The 25,835-nt window shown below is 34.7% G+C and carries 16 protein-coding genes; 6 read left to right on the top strand and 10 right to left on the bottom strand.

The genetic code is table 11. The features are described 5' to 3' along the window. Positions 1-30: 30 nt before the first annotated feature. Entirely contained in the window at positions 31-981 is a 951-nt protein-coding gene (locus BKM63_RS18905) for a PhoH family protein (protein WP_071638100.1), read from the bottom strand. 325 nt (positions 982-1,306) lie between these two features. Between BKM63_RS18905 and BKM63_RS18910 the strand changes: the two genes are divergently transcribed. The 6 genes from BKM63_RS18910 (at position 1,307) to BKM63_RS18935 (ending at position 7,692) form a co-directional block, all read left to right on the top strand. Then, positions 1,307-2,134: an SAM hydrolase/SAM-dependent halogenase family protein gene (locus BKM63_RS18910; protein WP_071638101.1), complete on the top strand. Its 828-nt coding sequence runs from the start codon at positions 1,307-1,309 to the stop codon at positions 2,132-2,134. A 290-nt stretch (positions 2,135-2,424) separates the two neighbouring features. Next, positions 2,425-2,721, top strand: a complete 297-nt coding sequence (locus BKM63_RS18915; protein ID WP_071638102.1) for a putative quinol monooxygenase — start codon at positions 2,425-2,427, stop codon at positions 2,719-2,721. Between the two features lie 306 nt (positions 2,722-3,027). Further along, positions 3,028-3,753, top strand: a complete 726-nt coding sequence (gldF, locus tag BKM63_RS18920) for a gliding motility-associated ABC transporter permease subunit GldF (protein WP_071638103.1) — start codon at positions 3,028-3,030, stop codon at positions 3,751-3,753. Next, positions 3,753-5,438, top strand: a complete 1,686-nt coding sequence (gene gldG / locus BKM63_RS18925) for a gliding motility-associated ABC transporter substrate-binding protein GldG (protein ID WP_071638104.1) — start codon at positions 3,753-3,755, stop codon at positions 5,436-5,438. The genes gldF and gldG overlap by 1 nt, the downstream gene beginning before the upstream one ends. A gap of 106 nt (positions 5,439-5,544) precedes the next feature. Then, complete coding sequence (dnaN, locus tag BKM63_RS18930) at positions 5,545-6,663, top strand: DNA polymerase III subunit beta (protein ID WP_071638105.1); 1,119 nt, start codon at positions 5,545-5,547, stop codon at positions 6,661-6,663. A 399-nt stretch (positions 6,664-7,062) separates the two neighbouring features. After that, positions 7,063-7,692, top strand: a complete 630-nt coding sequence (locus tag BKM63_RS18935) for a DsbA family oxidoreductase (protein WP_071638106.1) — start codon at positions 7,063-7,065, stop codon at positions 7,690-7,692. Positions 7,693-7,780: 88 nt separating this feature from the next. Here BKM63_RS18935 and BKM63_RS18940 read toward each other — a convergent pair whose 3' ends face one another. From BKM63_RS18940 to BKM63_RS18985, 9 genes are all read right to left on the bottom strand, one after another. Further along, entirely contained in the window at positions 7,781-8,680 is a 900-nt protein-coding gene (locus tag BKM63_RS18940; protein WP_071638107.1) for an ROK family protein, read from the bottom strand. 24 nt (positions 8,681-8,704) lie between these two features. Continuing rightward, positions 8,705-10,168: a glycoside hydrolase family 125 protein gene (locus BKM63_RS18945; protein ID WP_071638108.1), complete on the bottom strand. Its 1,464-nt coding sequence runs from the start codon at positions 10,166-10,168 to the stop codon at positions 8,705-8,707. Between the two features lie 4 nt (positions 10,169-10,172). After that, on the bottom strand, positions 10,173-12,455 hold the full coding sequence (locus BKM63_RS18950; RefSeq protein WP_071638109.1) for a GH92 family glycosyl hydrolase: 2,283 nt from the start codon (positions 12,453-12,455) through the stop codon (positions 10,173-10,175). A gap of 95 nt (positions 12,456-12,550) precedes the next feature. Further along, entirely contained in the window at positions 12,551-14,827 is a 2,277-nt protein-coding gene (locus BKM63_RS18955; RefSeq protein WP_071638110.1) for a GH92 family glycosyl hydrolase, read from the bottom strand. A 175-nt stretch (positions 14,828-15,002) separates the two neighbouring features. Continuing rightward, a complete protein-coding gene (locus tag BKM63_RS18960) occupies positions 15,003-16,994 on the bottom strand; it encodes a beta-mannosidase (RefSeq protein ID WP_083572283.1) in 1,992 nt (663 codons plus the stop codon). Positions 16,995-17,441: 447 nt separating this feature from the next. Continuing rightward, positions 17,442-18,956: a SusD/RagB family nutrient-binding outer membrane lipoprotein gene (locus tag BKM63_RS18965; protein WP_071638111.1), complete on the bottom strand. Its 1,515-nt coding sequence runs from the start codon at positions 18,954-18,956 to the stop codon at positions 17,442-17,444. A gap of 11 nt (positions 18,957-18,967) precedes the next feature. Continuing rightward, positions 18,968-22,060: a SusC/RagA family TonB-linked outer membrane protein gene (locus BKM63_RS18970; protein ID WP_071638112.1), complete on the bottom strand. Its 3,093-nt coding sequence runs from the start codon at positions 22,058-22,060 to the stop codon at positions 18,968-18,970. A gap of 311 nt (positions 22,061-22,371) precedes the next feature. Next, the gene (locus BKM63_RS18975; RefSeq protein ID WP_071638113.1) at positions 22,372-23,382 is read right to left on the bottom strand and encodes a LacI family DNA-binding transcriptional regulator; all 1,011 of its coding nucleotides are present in this window, start codon (positions 23,380-23,382) and stop codon (positions 22,372-22,374) included. Positions 23,383-24,031: 649 nt separating this feature from the next. Then, positions 24,032-25,804 carry a MutS-related protein gene (locus BKM63_RS18985; RefSeq protein WP_071638115.1) on the bottom strand — a complete coding sequence of 591 codons (1,773 nt, stop codon included), beginning with the start codon at positions 25,802-25,804 and terminating at the stop codon, positions 24,032-24,034. Positions 25,805-25,835: the final 31 nt, after the last annotated feature.

Genomic DNA, 25,835 nt, shown 5'->3' on the forward strand with positions numbered 1-25,835 from the left:
TACATTTAACATTTCGCTAAAAATTAAAATTTAGTCGTGGTTTTCTATTTGCTTATAAGCGTCGATTACCTTTTTCACTAATCTGTGACGAACGATATCTTTATCGTCGAGATAAATAATTCCAATTCCGTCAATGTCTTTCAGTACCAAAATAGCTTCTTTAAGACCAGAAATAGTACGTCGTGGCAAATCGACCTGACCAGGATCTCCCGTAATCATAAACTTGGCGTTTTTTCCCATACGGGTCAAAAACATCTTCATTTGCGAATGCGTTGTATTTTGCGCTTCATCCAAAATTACAAAGGCGTTATCAAGTGTTCGCCCGCGCATAAATGCCAGAGGCGCAATCTGGATAATTCCTTTTAAAATGTAATCTTCCAGTTTTTCGTTAGGTAACATATCGCGTAAGGCATCATAAAGAGGCTGCATGTACGGATCTAGTTTTTCTTTCATATCACCGGGTAAAAAACCAAGATTTTCTCCTGCTTCTACCGCCGGACGTGTTAATATGATCCTTTTTACTTCTTTGTCTTTAAGTGCTTTTACGGCCATTGCAACACCCGTGTAGGTTTTTCCTGTTCCGGCTGGTCCTATTGCAAATACCATATCATTTTTTTTAATGGTATCTACCAGTAACTGCTGGTTTGGTGTCATGGCTTTAATAATCTTACCGCCAACTCCGTGAACTAATATTTTGTCTTGATCGTATGCTTTTTTTTCATCCTGACCATCACTCATTATTACACGTTCAATTACATTATCATCAATGTTGTTGTATCTGGTAAAATGAAGCATAAGCCTCTGAAATCTCTTTTCGAATTCATCTAAAACTTCTTTTTCGCCAAAGGCTTTTAAAGTGGTCCCTCGCGCTACGATTTTAAGCTTTGGGTAGTACTTTTTTATTATTTCAAGATGAGAATCCTGCGCGCCCCAAAAGTCTTTTGGAGCGATGTCTATTAGCTCGATAATTCTTTCGTTCAAATGAGATAAATTTAAATTAAAAATAAATTTGTTTTGTAAATCTATTGCTGTCGGGTATTTTTTTCTTTTTTACTTTACAGTCACAGTATCCTGTTTTCAGTTCAAGATAAAAGCTGAAAACTGAGCCTCTTTTACAGTTTTAATTATCGAATAAAATCACTTTTTGTTAAAACACTGAAAACTGAAACTAAAAACTAAGACTACTATATATTTATTGTAAATTGTCTTTTCTTTCTTTCAATTTGTATTTAGTATTACTAGATTTGCATTTCTCAAATTTAATGAAAATTAGATTTAAATACTACCAATAGTTATAAACAAAATGATGTCAATAATTACCCTCACTACTGATTACGGCTTAAAAGACCACTTTGTTGGTTCGCTGAAGGGTAAAATACTTTCTGAGATTTCAGATGCCACCATTATTGATATTTCGCATGACATTGATCCGTTTAATACCGCCGAAGCAAGTTATGTAATCGGCGCTTCCTATTTGAGTTTTCCAAAAGGAACGGTACACCTCATTGGAGTTGATATTGAACGCAATAAAGAGAACCAGCATATTGCCATGCAATGGAACGATCATTACTTTATTTGTGCCGATAACGGAATTTTAAGTATGCTTACGCAGAAGATCTTACCACAGAAAATTGTCGAAATCAACATTCACGATCGGTTCCCTATTGAATTCAGTGATTTGGACATTTTCATTCAGGTGGCCTGCCATATTGCAAAAGGCGGTTTGCTGAACGTTATTGGTAAAGAAATTCCGGCGGTTAAAGAGGTAACAGAATTACAGCCTGTTCTTGCTGCAGATGGGAATTCATTAAAAGGGTACGTAATTTATATCGATCATTTTGGAAACGTGGTCACTAATATTTCAAAACAACAGTTTTTAGAAGTAGCAAAAGGCCGTCCTTATGAAATTGTCATGAAGCCGAAAAGCATCAAAACAATCCTGCCTAACTATTCTGATATTGCGACTTCTGATAAATATCCAATTAAAACTTATGAAGGAGAGAAACTGGCGATTTTTAATGAAGCCGGTTTTCTTGAGATTGCTATTTTTAGAAGCAACCCTTCGAAAGTAGGTTCTGCCAATAGTTTGCTGGGACTGAATTATCGTGATGTTATTACGATTAAGTTTTCGTAGAATTTTTTTAGATTAAACAGCTCACAGATTTTGCAGATTAAGCAGATCTAGACTGATATTGATTGTCTTTTTTTAAATAAGATAATCGTCCAATGCATTATCAACATAACCTGCGGTTTCAACCGTCGAATGCATAGTGTTCCCGAGGTTAAACCTCAGGCAATATTTGAAATCCCAATCCAAAAAACGATGATTTTATAATATTTTATTTTTTCCTAAAAAGAACAATCAAATTTGGTATTTTTGCGCACCTGTAAACGATTTTCAATCTAAAATCTAAAATTACAAATATGTTCGTAAGAATAGTAAAAATGAGTTTTCACGAAGAAAAGATTCCGGATTTTCTGGAGAATTTTGAATCGGTGAAAGACAAAATACGAAATGCCGAAGGAAATCGTTTTTTAGAATTGTATCAGGATAAAAATGACAAATGTATTTTCTTTACCTACAGCTATTGGGAAACCGAAGAAGATTTAGAAAATTACAGACAATCTGAATTATTTAATTCGGTTTGGAGTTTTACAAAGAAATTATTCAATGCAAAACCAGAAGCGTGGAGTGTTGATAAAGTGGTTTCTTTAGTTTAAAATTGTTTCAGGTTTCATGTTTCAGGTTTCAGCTGAAACTAAAAATTTGGGAGGATTTAACCGCAAAGAGCGCAAAGATTATATAAAAAAAGATTTCTATAGAAAATGCTAAGTTCGCAAAGCGTTGAAGAAAAAAAAGAAAAAAAAACTTTGCGAACTTAGCGTCAGCCTTTGCGTACTTTGCGGTTAAAAAAATACGCAAGCCAAGCAGCATGAAACAAAAAAACAAATACACGATAAACGATTAAACAATTACACGATTAAACGATTAAACAAATAAACAAATAAAACGAATAAACGTTATACATGAAATCAATCATTTTAAGAGAAATAAAATCCTTTTTTGGCTCTCCTATCGGCTATTTGGTCATTGCGATTTTTTTAATCAGCAACGGGCTGTTTTTATGGGTATTTGAAGGAGATTACAATATTTTAAATACCGGTTATGCCGATTTAACTCCATTTTTCACTTTAACACCGTGGATTTTAATTTTTCTGATTCCGGCGGTAACTATGAGAAGTTTCTCTGACGAAAGAAAACAAGGAACTCTGGAATTGCTTTTAACCAAACCATTATCGATTTGGGAAATTGTAAACGGAAAATTTCTGGGATCGTTTTTCCTTATCATTCTGGCTATTATCCCAACATTCATTTATGTAAGCGTTATTTCTAGTTTAGGTGCGCCTGAAGGAAATATCGATATGGGAAGTACTATTGGTTCTTATTTTGGATTATTGTTTTTAATTGCTTCTTATTCTGCAATTGGCATCTTCACTTCTACTCTATCGGAAAACCAAATCGTTGCGTTTATTATTGCAGTCTTTTTATGCTTTTTGTTTTATTTTGGTTTTGAAGGATTAGCTTCGATTATTCCGGGACAATCCAATATCATTTCGGCATTAGGAATGCAGGATCATTTTAAAAGTATGAGCAGAGGTGTTATTGATACCCGAGATGTTATTTACTTTTTAAGCATCAGTGTTTTGTTTTTATCTTTTACCGTTTATCAATTAAAATCTTTTAAAGCGTAATGAAAGCATCTAATAAATTAAATTTAAAAACATTAGGCATTACAATTTTTATTTTAATTGTTTTAAATGTTCTTGGAAGTTTGTTTTTCCAACGTTTTGATTTAACCAAAGACAAACGATATACTTTATCACCAACTTCCCTGCAGATTATAAAACAGGTTAAAAACCCGTTGTCGATTAAAATTTACATGCAGGGCGAACTTCCTGCAGATTTTAAACGTTTACAACAGGAAACCAAACAATTGCTGGAAGAGTTTCAGGCTTACAACAGCAATATTGTTTTTGAATTTGTAAACCCAATGGAAAACGAGGACGAAAGCATGGCTGTCGTAAAATCGCTGTACCAAAAAGGTCTTACTCCGGTAAATATTACGGTTGATGATAAAGGAAAACAATCACAGGCTATGGTATTTCCATGGGCAGTTGCGGTTTATAACAACAAAGAAGTTAATATTCCTTTGTTGAAAAACATTATGGGCGCCTCGACTACTCAAAAAGTAATTGGATCGATTCAGCATTTAGAATATTCTATTGCAGATGCAATCAATAAAGTTTCCAAAGACAGGCAAAAGAAAGTGGCGATTATAAAAGGAAATGGAGAATTGTCTGAAATTCATATTGGTAAATTATTGAGACAAATCAAAGAAAGTTACTACATCGGACCTTTTACTTTAGATTCTGTTGCCAAAGATCCAAACGGAACTTTAGATGCACTTAAAAAATACGATTTAGCCATTATCTCAAAACCAACTGAAAAGTTTTCTGATGAAGAAAAACAAGTTCTGGATCAATTTATCATGAACGGTGGTAAAACATTATGGTTAATTGATCAGGTTGCTGCTGATATGGACAGCTTATACAATCAGGCGGGTGCTACATTGGCTTATCCAAGAGATTTGAATTTGAACGATATGTTCTTTAAATACGGATTCAGAATTAATCCTGATTTGATTAAAGACGAAAATGGAAGTCCGATAAAACTGGCAACCGGCGAACAAGGAAGTGCAACTCAATATCAGGATTTTATCTGGAAGTTTGCACCACAGGTTTACCCAACGAGCCAGCATCCAATTGTAAAGAATTTGGGAGGAATACGATTTGATTTTGCCAGTCCGATTGATACTTTGAAAAACGGAATTAAAAAAACGGTTTTACTGCAATCGTCTCAGTATTCAAAAGTAATTGGAACACCATCCGAAATCAATTTGAATATTGTTACCGAGAAAACTTCTCCTGCAGATTATTTAAATAAAGGAAATCAAAATCTTTCGGTTTTATTAGAAGGAAGTTTTCATTCTGCTTTTGAAAATCGTGTACTGCCATTCAAAGAAAATTCATTTCTGGCAAAAGGCAAACCAACCAAAATGATTGTTGTTGCCGATGGGGATATTGCCAGAAACCAATTAGACAAAAACATGATGCCGGTTGAACTGGGTTATGATCAAAGAACCGGAAACCTATACGACAATAAAGATTTTATGATGAACTGCATCAATTATCTGCTTGATGATACCGGACTTATTAACATTAGAAGTAAAGATGTTGAACTGCCATTATTGGACAAAGAGAAAGTTTACGAAAATTATACCACAACGCAATTCATAACTATCGGACTTCCAATTCTTATTTTATTGGTTTTCGGCTTAGTATTTACCTTTATCAGAAGAAGAAAATACAGCAAATAGATGTTAATAAAAAAATTGCGAAACTAAGAATGTTTACGATATATTTGTAATCCGTATCTTTAGCGCCTAAATACTAAAGAATACTCTAAAAATAAAACAAAAGACGATGAAATTTATAGTATCGAGTTCGTACTTATTAAAACAATTACAAGTTTTAGGTAGTGTTATTAACAGCAATAATACACTTCCTATTTTAGATAACTTTTTATTTGAACTAGACAATAATGAGTTGACTGTGTCGGCTTCAGATCTTGAAACCACGATGTCTGCTACACTATCAATCGATTCTACAAGTAAGGGAAGCGTTGCTGTACCGGCAAAACTTTTACTTGAAATTTTAAAAACATTTCCAGAACAGCCTTTAACTTTTACAGTTGAAGACAATAATACAGTTGAGATTAGTTCTAACTCAGGAAAATATGCCTTAGCGTACGCTGCCGGAGAAGAATTTCCTAAATCTGTAAGTCTTGAAGAACCGTCTGTAACTTTGGTGCCTGCTGATGTTTTAGCTACTGCTGTAAGCAAAACGATTTTTGCAGCCGGAAACGATGATTTACGTCCGGTAATGTCTGGAGTTTTCTTCCAGTTCTCTCCGGAAGGATTAACTTTTGTTGCTACAGATGCTCATAAATTAGTAAAATACGCCCGTGCAGATGTAAAAGCATCTCAGGTTGCTGATTTTATTATGCCAAAGAAACCTTTAAATATCTTAAAAAGTATTTTAGGAAGTTCTGATGCCGAAGTGAAAATTGAATACAATGATTCAAATGCGACTTTCTCATTTGATAATTATATCTTAATGTGTCGTTTAATCGACGGAAAATATCCAAATTACGAAGCGGTTATTCCAAAAGAAAATCCAAATAAATTAATGATCGACCGTTCTTTATTTTTAAGTTCTGTTCGTCGTGTGGCAATTTTCTCAAATAAAACGACACACCAGATTCGTTTAAAAATTGCAGGAGCTGAATTAAATGTTTCTGCAGAAGATATCGATTACTCAAACAAAGCAGAAGAAAGATTGACTTGCGATTATCAAGGTGATGACCTGCAAATTGGTTTTAACTCTCGTTTCTTAATCGAAATGCTGACAAATCTGCAATCGGATATTATTATGTTAGAGATGTCATTGCCTAACAGAGCAGGGATTTTAACTCCTGCCGATGGTTTAGAAGAAGGTGAAACAGTTACAATGTTGGTAATGCCCGTAATGTTAAATAGTTAACATCAAAACTTCTTTTTGTTACAGGGATTTTTTTTAATTTCAAATTAAAGACATATCATTGTAAAAAAAAATATCGCTATTAACCAACCATTTTTTATACCTAGAAACCGCAATTCTTTTTTAAGAGTTGCGGTTTTTTAGTTTTAGTGTTTTTTTGTTTCAAGTTTCAAGTTTCAGGTTTCAGGTTTCAGGTTTCAGGTTGAAATGCGAATATGGATTGAGGTGATTTTTACCGCAAAGCGCCCAAATTTTTTTTGATATAGTTTGTATTTACAAACGCAAAGTTCGCAAAGCTTTGCGAACTTTGCGGTAAAAAAACAATACAGGTAAGCTTGAAACCTGAAACCTGAAACCTGAAACATCAAACCCCAAAAACTTTTTTTTCTTTAACTTTGTAAAATGAAAATAGAAATTTGGTCGGACATCATGTGTCCGTTTTGTTATATCGGAAAAAGACAATTGGAAACTGCTTTAGCTGAATTTCCAAATAATGACTTTGAAATTGAGTGGAAAAGTTTTCAGCTTGATCCCACTATTGAGCCACAATCAGGAAAAGACGTTTATACGTTTTTAGCAGAACGAAAAGGTATTTCTGTTGAACAATCCAGAGAAATGCATAAAGGTGTTGTAGAACGCGCTAAAAGCGTTGGATTAGACTATAACTTTGATAAAGCTGTTATCTCAAACTCTTTAACTTCGCACCGAATTATTCATTTAGCTAAAAAGAATAATTTAGGTGACGAAATGGAAGAAATCTTCTTTAAGGCTTATTTTACAGAAGGAAGAGATTTAAATGATGCAAGTACTTTAATTGAATTAGGAGAAAAAGCAGGTTTAAATGCTAATGAGGTAAAAGAAGTTATAGAAAACGAAACCCTTTATTTAAGCGATGTAAAAGGCGATATTAAGGAAGCACAGGAAATTGGTGTGCAAGGAGTTCCGTTTTTCGTTTTTGATCGAAAATATGCTGTTTCCGGAGCTCAGCCGGTTGAAGCTTTTGTACAGACTATTAAAGAAGGTTTAAAATAATTGAAAATAAATTATAAAAAGAAAACGGATGAGCATACTAACTCATCCGTTTTCTTTTGTAAACAAAGCTTGTTTTAATTTGCACAGCTTAATCGCAAAGAAAACTTACTGCTCCTAATAAAGCGGCAATTTCATTATCAGTAGAAATGGAGACCTGAACTTCTACCCCGGATTCTTTAAGTGTTTTATAAAATGAAGAAAGAAATAACTCGCTTGCATTGGCTATTTTTCCTCCAATAATAATATGATCTGCAGAAAAATTATTGAGCCATGGAATCACAACTGTCGCCAGATCTTCGCCCATTGTTTCAAATACTTTAACAGCCGATTGATCTCCATTAAGAGCTAAATTATAAAGTTCCAATCCGTTGTTAAGTTCAGCATCTTTTAAAGACTTATAATGCGACAAAAGACCGCGTACTGAAACATAGTCCTCGGCAATACCTTCGTTGTATGGAAGATTGTATATCTCGCCGTCTGCCGGTACTGAATTACCGGAACTTATCGATACACCTTTATCTATAAAACAAGCGCCTAACCCTGTACCCAAAGTAACGGCCATTACTTTTTTAGAAAGATTTTCCTGCTGCTTAAAAACTTCTCCTTTGCCAAAACAAACGGCATCATTTTCAAAAAGAACCGGAAAATCCTTAGACAAATTAAGGCTTTCTAAAAGTAAATCGCGAACATTCAATCCATAAAAATGTTCATATTTCGATTGGTCTTTTATCCAGCAAATTCCTTTTTCATAATCGAAAGGCCCCGGCATACAAACAGCCAGCCCTGTTATATCTGTTACTTTTGAATTTTCTATTGAAGTATTAATGACTCTTTTCCAGATATCCATTACCTGTTCTACTGGTAAATTAGAGTCAAATGATTCTTTGTATAAAGAGAAATCAATAACTTTCATTTCTGTTTTATTGATGACTGCCGCAGTAATGTGTGTACCTCCTATATCTAGCCCAATGGCGTATGATGTATTCATTTTTCCTTGTTTAGCTTACTAATTCTAGATATTTTTATCTTTTAAAATTTGAGGATAATGAATGCTTGTATGTACAATCATTTCTCCAAAAAGTGTATTGGCCCATGCAAACCATTTACGGGTAAATTTGTTTACATCGTCTTTATGAAATGATTCATGCATAAATCCGGTATCGGCATTGGTTTTAATCAAGCTGCTTATGCACGCTTTAATTTCTTTTTCGTCTACACTGGTAATAGCTCTTAACACAATACTCATAGGCCAGATGGTATCAACTCCTGTATGAGGCCCTCCAATTCCTTCTCCTGCTTTTCCTTTATAGAAAAATGGATTGTTTTCTGACAGTACCACTTTACGGGTATTAAGATATAAAGGATCATTAGGACCAATTGCACCCAAATAAGGCAGTGATAATAATGAAGGAACATTGGCATCGTCCATCATGTGAAAACTGCCGTATCCATTTACTTCAAAAGCGATAATTTTTCCAAATTTTGGATGTTCGATGATTCCGTTTTCCTTCAATCCTTTTTGCACCTGATCTCTCAGTTCTTTTGCTTTAGCGACTAAATCATTGTCTTTTAAAGCTGGTAAAGAGAAAATTTCGATTAAATAACCTAATATTTCAATCGCAAACATATTACTCGGAATTAAATAACCAAACAAAGTACTGTCGTCACTTGGTCTAAAAGTAGAAACTATCAAACCGCAAGGTTTCACAGGGTAACCATAACCGCCTAACGGAACTCCGTCTGTAGCCCAGGCTGTCTGGCGCTGAAAACTATACGGGCCGCCTTTTCCATCAAGTCTTTGCTGTTCTTTAAAAGTCTGCAGAATCAACAACATCGCTTCTTTCCACTTTGCATCAAACAAACTAATATCTCCGGTTGCTGCCCAATACCCGTGAGCTAAACGAACCGGGTAACACAAACTGTCAATTTCCCATTTTCTTTCATGAATTCCGGGCTGCATTTTAGTAAGGTCATTTTTCCATTCGCTTTCTTTTGTAAAATCTTTATAAAAAGCATTGGCATATGGATCAAGCAGAATACATTTTGCCTGACGATTAATTACCCCTTTTACCAATTCGGCTAATTTTGGATCTTCTTTTACAAAGGGTATATAAGGCCAAATCTGAGCCGTACTGTCACGCAGCCACATGGCATCAATATCTCCTGTAATTACATACGTATCGGGTTTTCCGTCAATGATTTCAAAATCGACTGTTGTATCGAGTGTATTGGGAAAACAGTTTTCAAATAACCAGGCCAGTTCCGGATTTGCTATTTGTTTTTTGATTCGTACAATGGCAGCTTCAACTGCTTTACTTGTAAATTTTCTTTCGGCCAGCGGAGGTCTTTTGGTAACAAAATCTTTTAAAGGAAACTGAAAAGAATCTGAATTGAGTCCGAAAACATCGGTTTGAATTGCTAATAATCCTGCCGAAAAAATCCCTGTATTTTTTAAAAATTTTCTACGTGACTGCATATTTTTATTTTGAAGTTGAATAAGAATACGGATACGACTCTGATGTTGTACCTCTTTGTAAGTTTGGAGAACTTGTCATATCAAAGTTTAGTTCTCCTCCTTTAAATACATCAAAATGATTGATATAGTTTTTATTGTAAACTGAATCATCCCATTTTAATTCGTTTACATATCTGCTTGTATCGGATGTATTTGGAGCATTGATAGTAAGCTGTTTTCCGTTTTCAAATTGTAATGTTACTTTCTTAAATAATGGTGCACCCAGTACATATTCTTCTGTACCCGGGCAAACCGGATAAAATCCCATTGCCGAGAAAATATACCAGGCCGAAGTCTGCCCATTGTCTTCATCACCACAATATCCGTCAGGAGTTGGTTTATACAAACGATTCATTACTTCTCTTGACCAATATTGTGTTTTCCAGGGTTCTCCGGCATAATTGTACAAATAAATCATGTGCTGAATAGGCTGGTTTCCATGTGCATATTGTCCCATATTCATGATCTGCATTTCTCTGATTTCGTGGATAACAGCACCATAATAACTATCATCAAAGACCGGAGGGGTTGAAAATACAGCATCTAATTTTGACGTAAATTTTTTCTCACCGCCCATTAAATCAATTAAACCCTGAATATCATGGAATACGCTCCAGCTGTAATGCCAGCTGTTTCCTTCTGTAAAGGCATCTCCCCATTTAAAAGGATTAAAATTAGGAGGAAAGCTTCCGTCTTTATTTCTGCCGCTCATTAATCCGATCGAAGAATTATATAACTTTTTATAGTTCATCATTCGTTTTTCAAGCAGGCTGATTTCTTTTTTCGGACGGTCTAAAGCTTTTGCTAGTTTCCAGATTGCAAAATCATCATAAGCATATTCCAAAGTTCTCGCTGCATTTTCATTTATATTGACATCATAAGGAACATATCCCAGAGTATTATAATATTGAACTCCTTTTCTGCCTACAGCATCCATTGGTCCTTCATTGTTAGCTCCGTGCTGCAATGCTTCGTAAAGTTTATTGATATCGTAACCGCGTAAACCTTTCATATAAGCATCTGAAACTACTGATGCCGAATTATTCCCTACCATTACATTTCTAAAGCCCGGACTAGACCATTCTGGTAAAAAACCGCCTTCTTTGTAATCGTTTATTAAGCCTTCCTGCATTTCTGTATTTATCGAAGGATAAAATAAATTGAGTAAAGGATATAAGGCACGGAATGTATCCCAAAATCCTGTTCCTGCATACATATATCCCGGTAAAACTTTTCCGTTATACGGGCTGTAGTGCACAATTTTGCCGTCTTTATCTATTTCATATTGTTTTTGCGGAAAACAAACCGTGCGGTATAAACACGAATAAAAAGTTTTTAACTGCTCTTCATTAGTGTCTTCTACTTTAATTTTTCCTAAAACTTTGTTCCATTCGTTTTTAGATTGCTCAACATTTTCCTCGAAAGATGCTGTGCCTAATTCCTTTAAATTCAGCTCCGCCTGCTCCGGACTTATAAATGAAGAAGCTGTTTTTACATTTACTTTTTCTCCTTTTTTTGTTTTAAATCCAATTACTGCGCCTGTATGAAGTCCTGCTGCTTCCAGTTTATCTTTCGTCAGGATTTTATCAATCCAGGTAGCATTAGTAGAGAATGGTTTATCAAAAACCAATACAAAATAGTTTTTAAAATTCTCTGGTACACCGCCGCTATTACGTGTAGTATATCCAATAATTTTATTTTCTGATGGAATTATTTTGATATAAGACCCTTTGTCAAATGCATCAATTACGATTGAAGATTTCTCATTTTCCGGGAATGTAATCTGAAAATGTGCTGCTCTTTCTGTCGTTGTAATTTCGGTTTTTACGTCGTAATCTGCCAAATAAACGCTGTAATAATAGGGTTTCGAAACTTCTGCTTTATGGCTGAACCAGCTTGCCCGCTCGTCTTCGGCGAAAGCCAATTTACCTGTTACCGGCATAATCGAAAACTGCCCGTAATCGTTCATCCACGGCGAAGGCTGATGCGTTTGCTTAAATCCTCTGATTTTTTCTGCCGTATAAGTGTACGCCCATCCATCGCCCATTTTTCCTGTTTGCGGTGTCCAGAAATTCATTCCCCAAGGTCTGCAGATTGCGGGATAAGTGTTTCCGTTTGAAAGATTATGCAGTGACTGCGTTCCCATTAAAGGATTTACATATTCTACAGGATCTAAGGATTTTACCTGCGCGTTTAAAAAAAGACAGGATTGTACTATTCCTAAAAAAATTAAACTCTTTATTTTCATATTCTTGTGATTTGTGAAATGTGAGATATGAGATGTAAAATGTGATGTGTTCAATTACGCTTTGCATTTTACATCTCACATTTTACTTTTCACTACTAAATTGGCCTGTCTTCTTTCTTTACTCCAAAAGTTGTCGATGGTTTACTTCCCATAAATAATTTCAGTTCTCCTCCCTTAACAATCATATCATGCGTGATATACGATTTTGTATAGGGTTTTCCGTTATATTCTGCTTTTTGGATATACATATTTACTGCGCTGTTGTTTATAGCGTTTACTGTAAATGAAATATCTTTTTTATGATGGATAATAGAACTGTTTACCAAAGGACTTCCCAAAACGTAAATTCCGTTTGCAGGATTAACAGAGTAAAATCCCATTGATGATAAAACATACCATGCCGACATTTGACCTAAATCTTCGTTTCCACACAATCCGTCCGGTTTTGTTGAATAAAATTTATCGTCAATTTCGCGAATTAGTTTAGCCGTTTTCCAAGGCTGTCCTGCATAAGCATACAAATACGGAATATGATGGTTGGGTTCGTTGCCCTGAGCATACTGCCCTATTAAACCGCTGATATCCGGCGAGACTTCCTCTCCCTCTACTTTATCTGTAATTAAAAATAAGGAATCGAGTTTGGCTAAAAATTTAGCATCGTTTCCAAACAATTCAATTAAGCCATAAGGATCGTGAGGCACAAGCCAGGTATACTGCCAGGCATTTCCTTCGACATAATCGTCTTTACGATGTGCAGATGACAGCGGATTAAAAGGTGTTCTCCACTTTCCATCTGTTAACTTACCTCTCATAAAAGTGGTTTCTTTATCAAAATAAAGTTTATATAAATTGGCTCTTTTGGTAAAATAAGTATAATCGTCTGTTTTGTTTAATGCTTTTGCCATTTGAGCTACGCAATAATCATCGATTGCATATTCCAATGCATTTCCCACAGATTCCAGCATTTTATCGGCTGGAATGTATTCTAGTTTTTGAACATAATCCATTCCATCACGGGTTTGCATGGCAGTTTTTTTGATTGCTTCGTAAGCTAATTCGGTATCATAATCACGATATCCTTTTAAGTAAGCATCGACGATAACGGCAATCGAATGGTTTCCGTTCATTGTATTGGTTTCGTTACCCATTAAATGCCAAACGGGTAATCGGCCCTGCTGTTGGTAAATAGCCAAAAATGATTTAACGATATCGTTAATTTTTTCGGGTTGTGTAATGGTGTATAAAGGATGCAGACCGCGGTAAGTATCCCAAAGGGAAAAAGTAGTATAATTGGTAAAATTGGCTTTTTCGTACACTTTTTTATCGGTTCCTCTGTAATCCCCGTTGGCATCATTAAAAATAGACGGTGCAAACATGGTATGATACAATGAGGTATAAAAAACTTTCATTGTTTTTTCGTTTCCTTTTATCTGGATTTTAGTAAGCTCTTTATTCCACTTTGAATTGGCTTTTTTTACCACATTTTCAAAATCCCAATTCGGAATCTCTGCTTTTATGTTTGCTGCCGCATTCTCTGAACTTACCGGAGATATCCCCACTTTTACTAAAACCTGTTTGTTTTTTAAGGCTTTAAAATCTAGAACGGCTTTCATTTTCAGACCTTCACCTTCATTGCCTTTAACTACTGATGTGCTGTCATATAAAGTAATATTAGCAATTGGTTCAGAAAATTCCATTGTAAAATAAATACGCTGATCGGTCGCCCAGCCAGCCGAATAACGGTAACCTGCAAAAGTGGTTTCGTTTATTTTCTTTATAAACGTTTTTACAGGTCTGTCCCATCCTATTCCGTCTGCAAGGTCTACTAAAACATGATTATCATCGGCTGCATTGAAAGTATATTTATGAAAACCAACTCTCTCACTTGCCGTTAATTCAGCCTTCACTTTATATTTATCCAATAAAACACTGTAATAGCCAGGTTTAACGACTTCGTTTTTATGAGAGAAATAAGAACCGTAACCGTTTAACATATCTTCTTTTGTTCCTTTGGTAAGGGCCACTTTTCCTGATACGGGCAACAAAAGAATATCGTTTAAATCGCCAATTCCGGTACCGCTTAAATGCGTATGTGTAAAACCTAAAATAGTATTACTGGCATAGTTATAACCACTGCACCAATCCCAGCCTTCAAAAACATTTACAGGTCCTAATTGTACGGCTCCAAAAGGAACATTCGCACCAACAAATACGTGACCATGTCCCGCAGAACCAATAATCGGATTTACATATTGTGTATAATCTAAACTAGTTTGTTTTGCTTTTTTATCCTGTGAAATCACAGGATTGGCAAAAAATAGGTTTAAAGCCAAAATGCCGCCTAAAGCCATTCTATTGTATTTTGTAACCATGTTCTTTGTTTTTATATTTTGTTGCGTATCGTTCAGCTCACTGAGGACACAGATTAAACTGATTTACGCAAGTATTTTTTTATTTCAATGTCTAGACGCACTGCGATGCGTCTCAAGGGAAAAACCTCTGTCCCTCTGTCCCTCTGTCCCTTTGTCCCTTTGTGCCTTTGTACCTTTATCTGTTTCTTTCCAAAACCTCAAACAAAGAGAAAACCCTAATATCTGGTTTAACGACCTTTCCTTCAAAGGAAATTATTTTTTCTTCTCCGGCAGCTAAATCTATATAATTATCACTCCATTTTCCTGTATATCCTTTCATGGAAATGTAAACATATTTTGCCTGCTTTTGGGCTTTTAAAATGACTTTGTTTCCTTTAATCTGCCAGCTTATTTTCGGGTCTTCCAGTTTTAAATCTATTGGGCGCGTAAAATCAATTTCTGGTTTTATATCGTCTCTGTACGCTTCGCGAATGGCATACCAGGCTGCTTTAGGCTGTCGGTTATCATAATCCGTGATACTCCAGCTTGCTACCGGCCAGCAGTCGTTAAGCTGCCAAACTAAAGTTCCCATATTATAAGGAGCTTTAGAGCGATGAATACCTACAATATTTTTAATGGCATAATGCTGCAAACATTGAGTTAGATAACTGTAATCTTCTACATTCATCTTTTTTATTTTGGTCGAATCGATAAAGTATTTATTCAAGTAAGCATTTAACTTTATAAATCCTTTCCCTGCTTTTTGATGCGCATTTAAAACATCTGAATATAAATAGCGGTCTTCCGGCAATGTAAATTTTTCTATAGATGAATAATTGGGCATAGCCTGCATTCCGTATTCGCTTACAAATCGTCCAGTTTTTTTCTTTACAGCTTCAATGTCTTCTAATCCCCACCAAATTCCCCAATAATGACCGTCTCCTTCGGTCAAACTTTTTTGTTTTGACCAATGATGCATCGGCGAAGAACTTAAATACGGACGTTTATCATCGACTTCTTTAACCCATTTTGGAATACTGTCGTGAAACAAACGAACGTAATCCTTCCATAATTTGGTAGAATCTTGTTTGGACAATTTCATGCTTTTCATCCAGCCCCAATTTTTAAAGGCTTCATCAGATTCGTTATTACCGCACCACAAAACAATACTTGGATGATGGCGCAGTCTTTTTACCTGATACTGAACTTCCTGCTTTACGTTATCAAAAAAAGCATTGTCTCCTGGAACCATTGTGCCGGCAAACATAAAATCCTGCCATACATTAATTCCGTATTTATCGCATAAATCATAAAAATAATCGTCTTCATAAACGCCGCCACCCCAAACGCGAAGCATATTCATATTGGCATCCTTAGCCAGAGAAACTACTTTTTCATATTCTTTTTTTGTCACTCTTGAAAGAAACGCATCTGACGGAATATAGTTAGCTCCTTTCATATACACCGGCTTTCCATCGATCTTAAAATAAAACGATCTGCCGAGGCTGTCAGGCTCTTGTATTAGCTCAATTTTGCGATTCAGAACATAAGGTTTCTCAGGAGCTTTTTCGTCATAAGCTTCTAAGCGCGGTGTTTTCCAGATACCGCAGGTTGTGAATTTTGGTCCCCAATCCCATCCAAAATGATATTGTGCTTTACGAACATAAGCCCGCGGATTATCCGGAATTTTAAAAGGCAAATCTCTTTTTGCTAATGAATCCACCACATTTTGTGCCGATTGAAATACAATAACCAAATTATTATTTCCTGATTTCAGTATTTTTTTAACATCAACCCGCCATTGACGGAACATATTATCGGCTTTTAAAACCAGCTTATCGTTAAGATATACAGATGCATAAGTATCTAATCCGTCAAAAACCAATTCGGTATTTTTCTTTTTCAGCAATGCAGCCGTAACCTGAAATGTAGTTTTGTATTCCCAGTTTTTACGTTCGATCCACAACAGCTTCTTTTCGTTGTCACGATAAAATGGATCCGGTATCAATTTATTTCGCAGCAAATCGGTATGAATTTCTCCGGGAACTGCCGCTGGATACCACTTTTGTGTTTTTGCTTCACGGTAAGTCCAGTTGTTCTTCAAATCAACATTTTGAGCAATGGAGATCGAAGAAAAATTTGCAAGACAAATGAAAATCAGCCAATGAAGTTTTGTTACATAATTCATTTTACGGAGTACTAATATTAATCTCTTTAAAAATACTAAAAAGATAAAGCAACTTAGTTATTTGGCAGCTTAGAGAAGGAACAGCGCTTACTTATCATTCCTTCTCTTCAGAATTTATTTTTCGTTATTAACTCAAAAAAACAACTGGAAATATTTTCTTTACCACTGCCGTATATTTTATTTTAATCTGAATTGGGTATTTCAAATCTGCTTATTACTAAAGTTAAAAACAATTTTATCGCTCCGTACATTTTTCAATTTATTGAGGCAATGCCATCTTTTTCAGCAGAAGCACTCTTTGCTGCCACGAAAAAAAGGGGATTTAAATCATGAAATTAAATAGATTCAATAAGTACTGCTTTATTCACTTAATTGATAAAAAGATTTAAAAATAAGCCGGGTATGGATAACACCCGACTTATTCTAACTAACCAACCAATTTAAAAATTATTTATCCCACCAGATTCTAGTGGTCATTAAATCTAAACCTTGACGTTGAATTGCTTCTTTATAATTAGCCGCATTCGTGATAAGCTCTGACTGATCGTAGATTAATCTTCTTGGAATAGTTCCTTTTGTATCTCCCGTTGGGTCATTAACAGGAACTAAAACCGGATATCCTGTTCTTCTGTATTCTGAAAATGCTTCAAAACCGTTAAATAATAGGACAATCCATTTTTGAGTAATAATCTGTTCGATTTTTTCTGCTTCTGTTCCAGCTGTTTTGAATGGATAAGTGGTGATGTAAGTATTGTATTCTGCTGGAGATACAGCAGGCACTTTGTCTCCAAAAATCACTAAAATATTCATAGCAGCTCTAACTCCGTTTTCGTAATATTGCTGTGCCGATCCGCCTACATTCCATCCTTTAACTGATGCTTCTGCCAATAAAAACTGTACTTCTGCATAAGACATAATTAAAGTTGGTGCGTCTAAACGTAATACAGTAGATGTATTAGGATCTGAGAAAAGTTTTTTATCTCCTCCCGGAAATTCTTTTGCATCATTAGCCAAACCTTGCTGACTTGCCGGATTGTTATCTCCAGTAGCTTCTAATTTTGCGTAAATTCTTAATCGAGGATCTTTTGTGTTTTTCAATAAATCAATAAAAGTTTTACTGAATTTAATATTCGATTCTCCTCCGTTCAAATCATTTCTAACCCACGAAGAAGTAATTGGATTTGTTTTAACTCCTGCAGGTCCAGCATCATGTCTCAACACCAGACTGTCATCATTTGAGGTGAAAACACCTTTTGAATAGGCTTTTTCTACAAATTCTTTTGCTTTTGCAGGATTTACTTTAGACAAACGCATAGCTACTCTTAACATCAATGAGTTGGCTAATTTTTTCCATCTTGTAACGTCACTTTGGTAATACAAATCTGCGTTGCCTACAAATGGTTTTCCGGCATCTAAAGCCGTTCCAGCTTCATCTAATTCCTTTAAAAGATCATTGTAAATAGCTTCCTGCGTATCATATTTAGGAGCAAAAACGTTTCCGTTATATCCTTTTCCTGCTTCAAAATAAGGAACTTCTCCATAAGTATCTGTAAGCTTTTGAAACAAGAAAACCTTCATAATTCTACAAGCCTGAATCATGTTTGAGTTTTCTGGAGTATTGTCTATTACAGATAATAACTGGAAAATTTGATTTAATCCTTTACCATAAGTTTCTCCAAAAAGAGCCGCAGAATACTCAGAAGAATAGGTGTATTTAGAACCTGGTCCCCCTAGTGACGAAAACTGCTGAACGATTTGAGCCGCGTATAAGTTGTTTCCTCTTGTATTAGAAAAATCCTGTCCGTCTACATAGATCTCAGCAAGCGTAAACATCGATTTTACAGCCGGATCTGTTAAAGCATTTGGATTCTTATTCATTTCTTCGAACCCTTTATCGCAAGAAGTCAATGTCATAGCACTAACAATTGCGGCACAAAATATTTTTATATATCTATTTTTCATCTTATTTCGTATTAGAATTTGACATTAAGTGCAAAACCGTAATTTCTTGTCAAAGGCATTGAAGCTCTCTCCATACCTTGCGCATTACTATTAGAGTAGTTTGACTCTGGATCGATGTTTGGAACTTTGTCATAAATAGTCCATAAATTATGAGCAGAAAATGCTAAACTAACAGACTGAAATGGTGTTTTTTGTAAAAATGCTTTCGGGAAATTATAGGCAAAAGAAATCGCTCTTAACTTAACAAAATCTGCATCGTATACAAAGTTTGATGTTACATCACTATAACTTCTCCAGTAATCGTATGCCGAAACTGTTGTGTTAACCGGATTTCCGTTAACATCTGTACCTGAAACTGCTACACCGCCCTCACGGCCAGGAAGCGTAATTTGAGATAATCCGTAACGTGTTCCTAACTGATTTGTCGCAGAGTAGATTTCTCCTCCAAATTTAGCATCTACAAAAATTGAAAGTGTAAAGTTTTTATAAGAGAAATCATTTGAAAGTCCCATTGAAGTTGGCGCAACACCTTGTCCTGCAATGATTAAATCTCCTCTCATGAATTTTCCATTAGTGTCGATTACGATATTTCCTTTTGAATCTCTTAAATAATCATACGCTTTAATTACTCCAAAAGGCTGTCCTTTTTCTAAAACTACAGAAGCTCTTCCATCTCTGTTGCCTTCTAGTGATTTTGTTGTAATTTTATCCGAAAGACTAATAACTTCACTGTCATTATAAGCAAAATTATATCCTACGTTCCAAGAAAAACTTGGTGTTTTAATTGCTTTTACATTAATCGCAAACTCCACCCCTTTGTTCATGATTTCACCTACGTTGATTTTTGTAGTTCTGTAACCAGAAGCCTGAGAAACGTCAGCATCAGTAATATCATTTGTTGTTTTTTTCTGGTAGAAAGTCAAATCTGTACTTACTCTGTTATTGAAGAATGTATTCTCAAAACCAAACTCAATTGTACTAACGTTATACGGTTTTAAAGTTCTGTTTGGAATTGTTTCTCCATTTACACCCAAAATTGGCTGTCCTAATGAATCCGTTTGTCCGTCTGGCGTAGTATAAGTTAAAGCTAAAGCATAAGCTTCAGGCAGTGCACCTCCAACATTACCCCATCCTGCTCTAAGTTTACCGTAAGACATCCACTCCGGAAGACCAATTACTTCAGAATAAATAAAACTCGTACTTACAGATGGATAAAAAGTACTGTTATTTGCAGGGTCTAAAGTAGAAAACCAATCTTCACGACCTGTTAAATTCACATATAAGAAATCTTTGTATCCAATATCTGCTGAGTAAAATAAAGAGTTTACTTCACTTTCTGAGAATAGTTTTTCTGTTTTATCAGGCTGTGTATTTCCATAGAAATATTCGTAAGGAACGATAAAGTTATTTCCTTTCATTTTGATACCGCTGTATCTGTTATGCTGACGGTTTGCACCAATAAATGCGTCTAACGAAAGATTTTTAACGATGTCGCCTTTGTATCCTAAATAACCCGAAGCATTTACCTCTGAACGGCCTTCAACTCTGTTTTCATAAGATCCGCCAGGGCTGTAATTGATTCCTGTTGGTTCAATTTCAGTGTATTCATAATTGATATCATCAATTCCTATTACAGCTTTTGCATAAATTTTATCTGTAATATTATAATTTACTTTTGCAGAACCAATGAAACGTTTTCTAAGATCGTCGTTTAAAGGTGATTGTGTTGCAAAGTAAGGGTTTGTATGATATACGTTTGCACCTAAGAAATCTTCTTCACCGCCATTTGCATCAAACGGATTGCTTAACCATCTGATATCTGTACCCGGCGTCATAAACGTAGTTGGGAAAGATGGATTTCTAGGCGAGTCATTCAAATAAGGTCTGTTATGGCTTTTCTCTGAAATATACTGCGCATTCGTTTCTATGCTGATTTTTTTATTTGGAGCCGAATTTAAGCTTAAAGCCACGTTGTTTCTTCCAAAAGTAGTTCCCGGCATAATCGATTCGTCTTTTGTATTTCCGAAAGACAATCTGAAATTTGTTGTTTCGTTTCCACCAGAAATTGCTAATGTATTACTGAAAGAATATCCAGTTCTGTAGAAATTTTCAACGTTGTCTTTTCCGTAAGCCTGATAAGGTCTTGTCTTACCATCAAGAGACAAAGAAGGCGATCCGTCGTATTTGTCACCCCAAGCAAAGTAGTAAGAATCTCTAAGTTCTTGTAAATTAGTGAATCTTGTAGGTACGCCGCTCGCATTTGGAGCTCCGGCACCATATTGATCCTGCCAGTTTAAAAGACTTGCCGGCGTATTAAAAGTTGAATTTGTACTGAAATCAACTCCAATTCCAGTTGAACTTTTACCTTTTTTAGTTGTAATCAAGATAACTCCATTTGATCCTCTGTATCCATAAAGAGCAGAAGCAGCACTGCCTTTTAATACGGAAAGTGTAGCGATATCATCTGGATTGAAAGAAGACATACCATCTCCTTTATCAGCTCCTCCCCACATTCCAGCATTTCCTTGTTGTGTATTATCGATAGGAATTCCATCGACTACATACAAGGGCTGATTTAAACCAGAAGCCGAAGTAGCACCTCGAATTACAACACGGCTCGAACCAGATGGCCCAGTAACCGGAGCAGAAACGTTAACACCGGCGATTTTGCCCTGGAGTGCATTTCCTAAGTTAATTTCTTTATTTTTAGTCAGGTCTTCGCCTTTTATTTCACCAACTGCGTAACCTAAACTTTTCTTTTGTTTTTTAACCCCAAATGAGGTTACAACAACATCTTTTAATTCCTGCGTATTTTCAATTAATACAACAGAAACTCTTGTTTCGTTTTCCTGAAGTACCACCTGTTTTGACTGAAATCCCATAGAGGATACATTCAAAGTAACTTTTCCTGAAGGAACATTCATTTTAAATCGCCCTTCGGCGTCTGTAATTGCACTAAATGGTTTTCCTTGAACCTCGATTGATGCGGCAACAATTCCCTTGTTCTCTGCATCTGCTACTATGCCTGTTATTAATCGATTTTGCGCAGCAGCACTTAAGCTGCCCAGCAATATCACTCCTAACACTGCTAATATTCGTTTCATAAGCATTTTTTTTGGTTATTAGTTTTGATTTCGTTTTGTTTTGTGTTTTGTTTTGTGTTTTGTGTTTGCTTTAAATAATTAATAAAAAATTGAACTTAATTCTAAATATAAAACCTGACTTGCAGCGCAATGAATACTCAAAAAACGCAGTTATTTCAAGGTTTATGCTAAATAAATAATCTTCCAAACTTTGAGCTACTCATCAAAAAGTCGAAGAATACTTTTACTAAAACGTTTTAGTAAAATGGGTAAAAAAAAGTCTAAACTTTTTCTATTCTTTTTTATTTCCCATTTAAAATTTTAATTGTGATCTATACTGATTCCCTTACAATCAAGGTTCCTTTTTTCAGGACTTTTTCTACTTTAAAGTCCGTAAAATTTGTCATCTGGCTCATCAATAACTGAATCGATTTAACGGCAATATCTTCTATAGGCTGTGCAATAACCGAAACTGTTGGAGTATGCAGCTTAAAACTATCATGATCATCAAAGCTGATAACCGAAACCTGTTCCGGAATCTTGTATTTTAAAGTCCTAAAAGCCTGAAGTCCCGCAAGTCCTAAATAGTTAGCACAAAATAATACGGCATCAATCTCTGGGTTTTTAGTAAAAAAGTTTACAATCGCTTCAATTCTGCTTTGTTCACTTGCGTGATAATCAATATGCAGTGTAAGTTTTTCATTGTAAATCCCTTGCTCTTTTAATGCTTCAACATATCCTTTTTCTCTTAATTTCATCTGAATCATTCCAGACTTATTATTAACAACAGCTATATTCTTTCGGCCTTTATCCATCAAAAATTTAACTGCCGAATAAGAGCCCTCATAATTATCCATTACAACGTGACTTACTTTTTGATTGGCAAAATACCTGTCGATTAACACAACTGGCTTTTGTAATTTTAAAAGCTGGCTTATTGTTTTCTCCAAATTACGAGTCGGAGTAATAATAAATCCTTCAACATTTGCCTGTAAAAGACTCTGAATTAATTCTTCAGATCGATCATTATCATCTCCTGTACTGCAATAAAAAACCCTGTAGTCAATATTCTTTGCTTCGTCTTCAATTACACGGGCCAGATCTGCAAAAAACTGATTGGATATATCTTCTACAATAAGACCAATCGATCTTGTTTTTCCGGTTCTTAAACTGCTGGCGATCATACTTGGTTTATATTGCAGTTTTTGTGCAACATCCTGAACCTTTTTGATAACAGCCGGACTAATCGCCATTTTTTCGCCTTTTCCGTTAATGACAAAAGACACGGTAGATATAGATACTTCTGCCTGTTTAGCAATATCTCTAATTGTAATCTTTTTCATCAGGTAAGCAATTTATTAAGAATATTTTAGTACTTCGCAAATATATAGAAATGTCGCTTACAAAAACGTTTTAGTAAAATTTATTTTCAATAAATCATTTTTTTATTGCCAAAATAAAACGAAATAATCAGTAAATATTGGTTTTTACCTAGTTATTGTCATTTTGACTTTTTATGCAATATTGATGGTTTTTCTTCTAATTTGATTGGTTTTTGATGTGTTTAGTCGCTTTTTTAACTTTACTTTTTTAAAAAAATCAGCTTAAATTTTACTATCAGCTTAACCTCAATTTTTAAAAATAAAGCAATACTGACAAAAAAAAAATCGTCTTGAGAATATTGTTTATTCTCAAGACGATTTTTAAAGGTTACAAAATATAAATTCTTAATTTCAATCTTTGAATTAAGTAAGCTTTGCCAAAGTTTTAAAATATAAATTCCAAATTCCAATCTTTGGGATAAGTAAGCTTTGTAAAAGTTTCAAACTTTGACAAAGCTGCCAAAATTGCTATTATTATCAATGTTTGTCGATTAGCGAGTGGAATCCCTCGGAATGATAAGATTGCACAGAGACCATCAACCATCAACCATCAACCATCAACCATCAACTATCAACTATCAACTATCAACTATCAACCATCAACAATTATCTAAATAACCCCCATTTTCTGCATGAGGAAAGTAGCACTTCTATTTTGACAGATTCCTTTGCGGAGTTTATAATCAAAATGAAGTTCGTTGTTTTGAATTTCAACTTCAAAACATTGATTGGTTAAAACATCCGGATATTCATTTGTAGTTAAGCAGACTTCGATATCGTGTGTTGCAATTGCTCCAATAGCTTTTTTGGCAATAACCTTTTTTACCACTTCTATCGTTCCATTACGTTTATCATCAGAATTTGTTCCTCGTAAAATTTCGTCCAATAAAACAAAAGCCGGACCTTCTTCTAAAGCATCCATTATTTGTTTTAAACGTTTAATTTCTGCAAAGAAATACGATTCACTGTCGGCTAATGAATCAGATAAACGCATTGAAACTAAAACTGGAAGTGGATGAATGTTAGCTTTTGAGGCACAAACTACTGAACCAATTCCGCCTAAAACCATATTTATTCCCAAACTTCTTAAAAATGTACTTTTTCCGGACATATTAGAACCCGTTAAAATCATAAAAGATTGGGGATAAAAATGTGTGTCGTTCCCTACTCTGCTTGCCGGATTTAATAGTGGATGGCTCAAATTTTCAAATCCAATTTTATATTCAGAATTAATTTTGGGGAAAACAAAATCAGGATTATTGTATGAAAGATTTGCCAGACTATTTAAGGTTTCAAATTCTCCAATTATATTAATCCACTTTTCAAGTTCATGTGAGTAATCCTCTTTCCATTTTAAAAGTGCTCTTAAAACATGAAGATTAAATAAGAATGATCCATTAAATAAAGTGGCTGTAACAAAATTACTTATCGTATCCATTCTGGAGAATAACTCTGATAATTGTTTTAAATGAGAACTTGCAGTTGCATTTTTAGAAATTAGCTGTTGTTGCAGTTCAATTAACTTCTTAGATTCAAATTTTTCTGTTTCAATCTTTTCAACCAATAAACTGTAAAATTTAATTGTTTTATCAATATTATCAGCCTGGGCAATTTCTGATTGAATGCGTTTAATCGATCTTCCCAAAACAATTAAGTTGGCAATAAAAATATAAGTTACATACGATAAAAGAATTGTTTTTAAAGTAATAAAATAAGCAATTACAAAGCCAAAAAATAAGACTGGAAGAATAATTGACAGCGCAACTAAAACTTTAGGTAAAGAATTATTTTTAAATGAAATCCAATGAATTAAAGAATCATAAGATTTCTTACTGTCTGTACTGACAATTGCAAGTGATTCGAAATCCTGGCGCCAGTCAATTTTAGTTTTTAATTCGTTTACTGCTTCCTGATTTTCCAGAATTGTTTCATTAGAAAACAGATTCAATAATTTATGAGCTAATGTTTTTTTACCTATAAAAGTCGCAGTTCTGTTTAAATTTTGGAATAAGGAATGTTCTCCAAAAATATCTAAATCGTAAGCATAAGGATGATGAAAATCGTTAAATTCTATTCCGTTTTCAAAAGAAAGTTTTTCTCTTCTTAAATAAGATATTTCATCCTGATTAATTTTTAAAACCGCTTTTGTCAATTCTCTGTCAAAAGACAATTTTGAATGGATTCTCATTAAAAAAAGAAAACCAACAAAAGATAGAAAAGCGAAGACTATGAAGAGCGTTTCATTAGTTTTGATGTAGTAAAACAACATAAACAAGCAGAAAAACACGCTTAAAATTCTTAAAATACTTATGCTATTATATCTTTTGTTGATTTTATTAAAAACCTTTGAATAGTGTTCAACCTTACTTATGTATGCTTCCATTTTTTTTATTTATGAAATACAAATATAGGTC

The organism is Flavobacterium johnsoniae (assembly GCF_001879205.1).
GTDB lineage: Bacteria > Bacteroidota > Bacteroidia > Flavobacteriales > Flavobacteriaceae > Flavobacterium > Flavobacterium johnsoniae_A.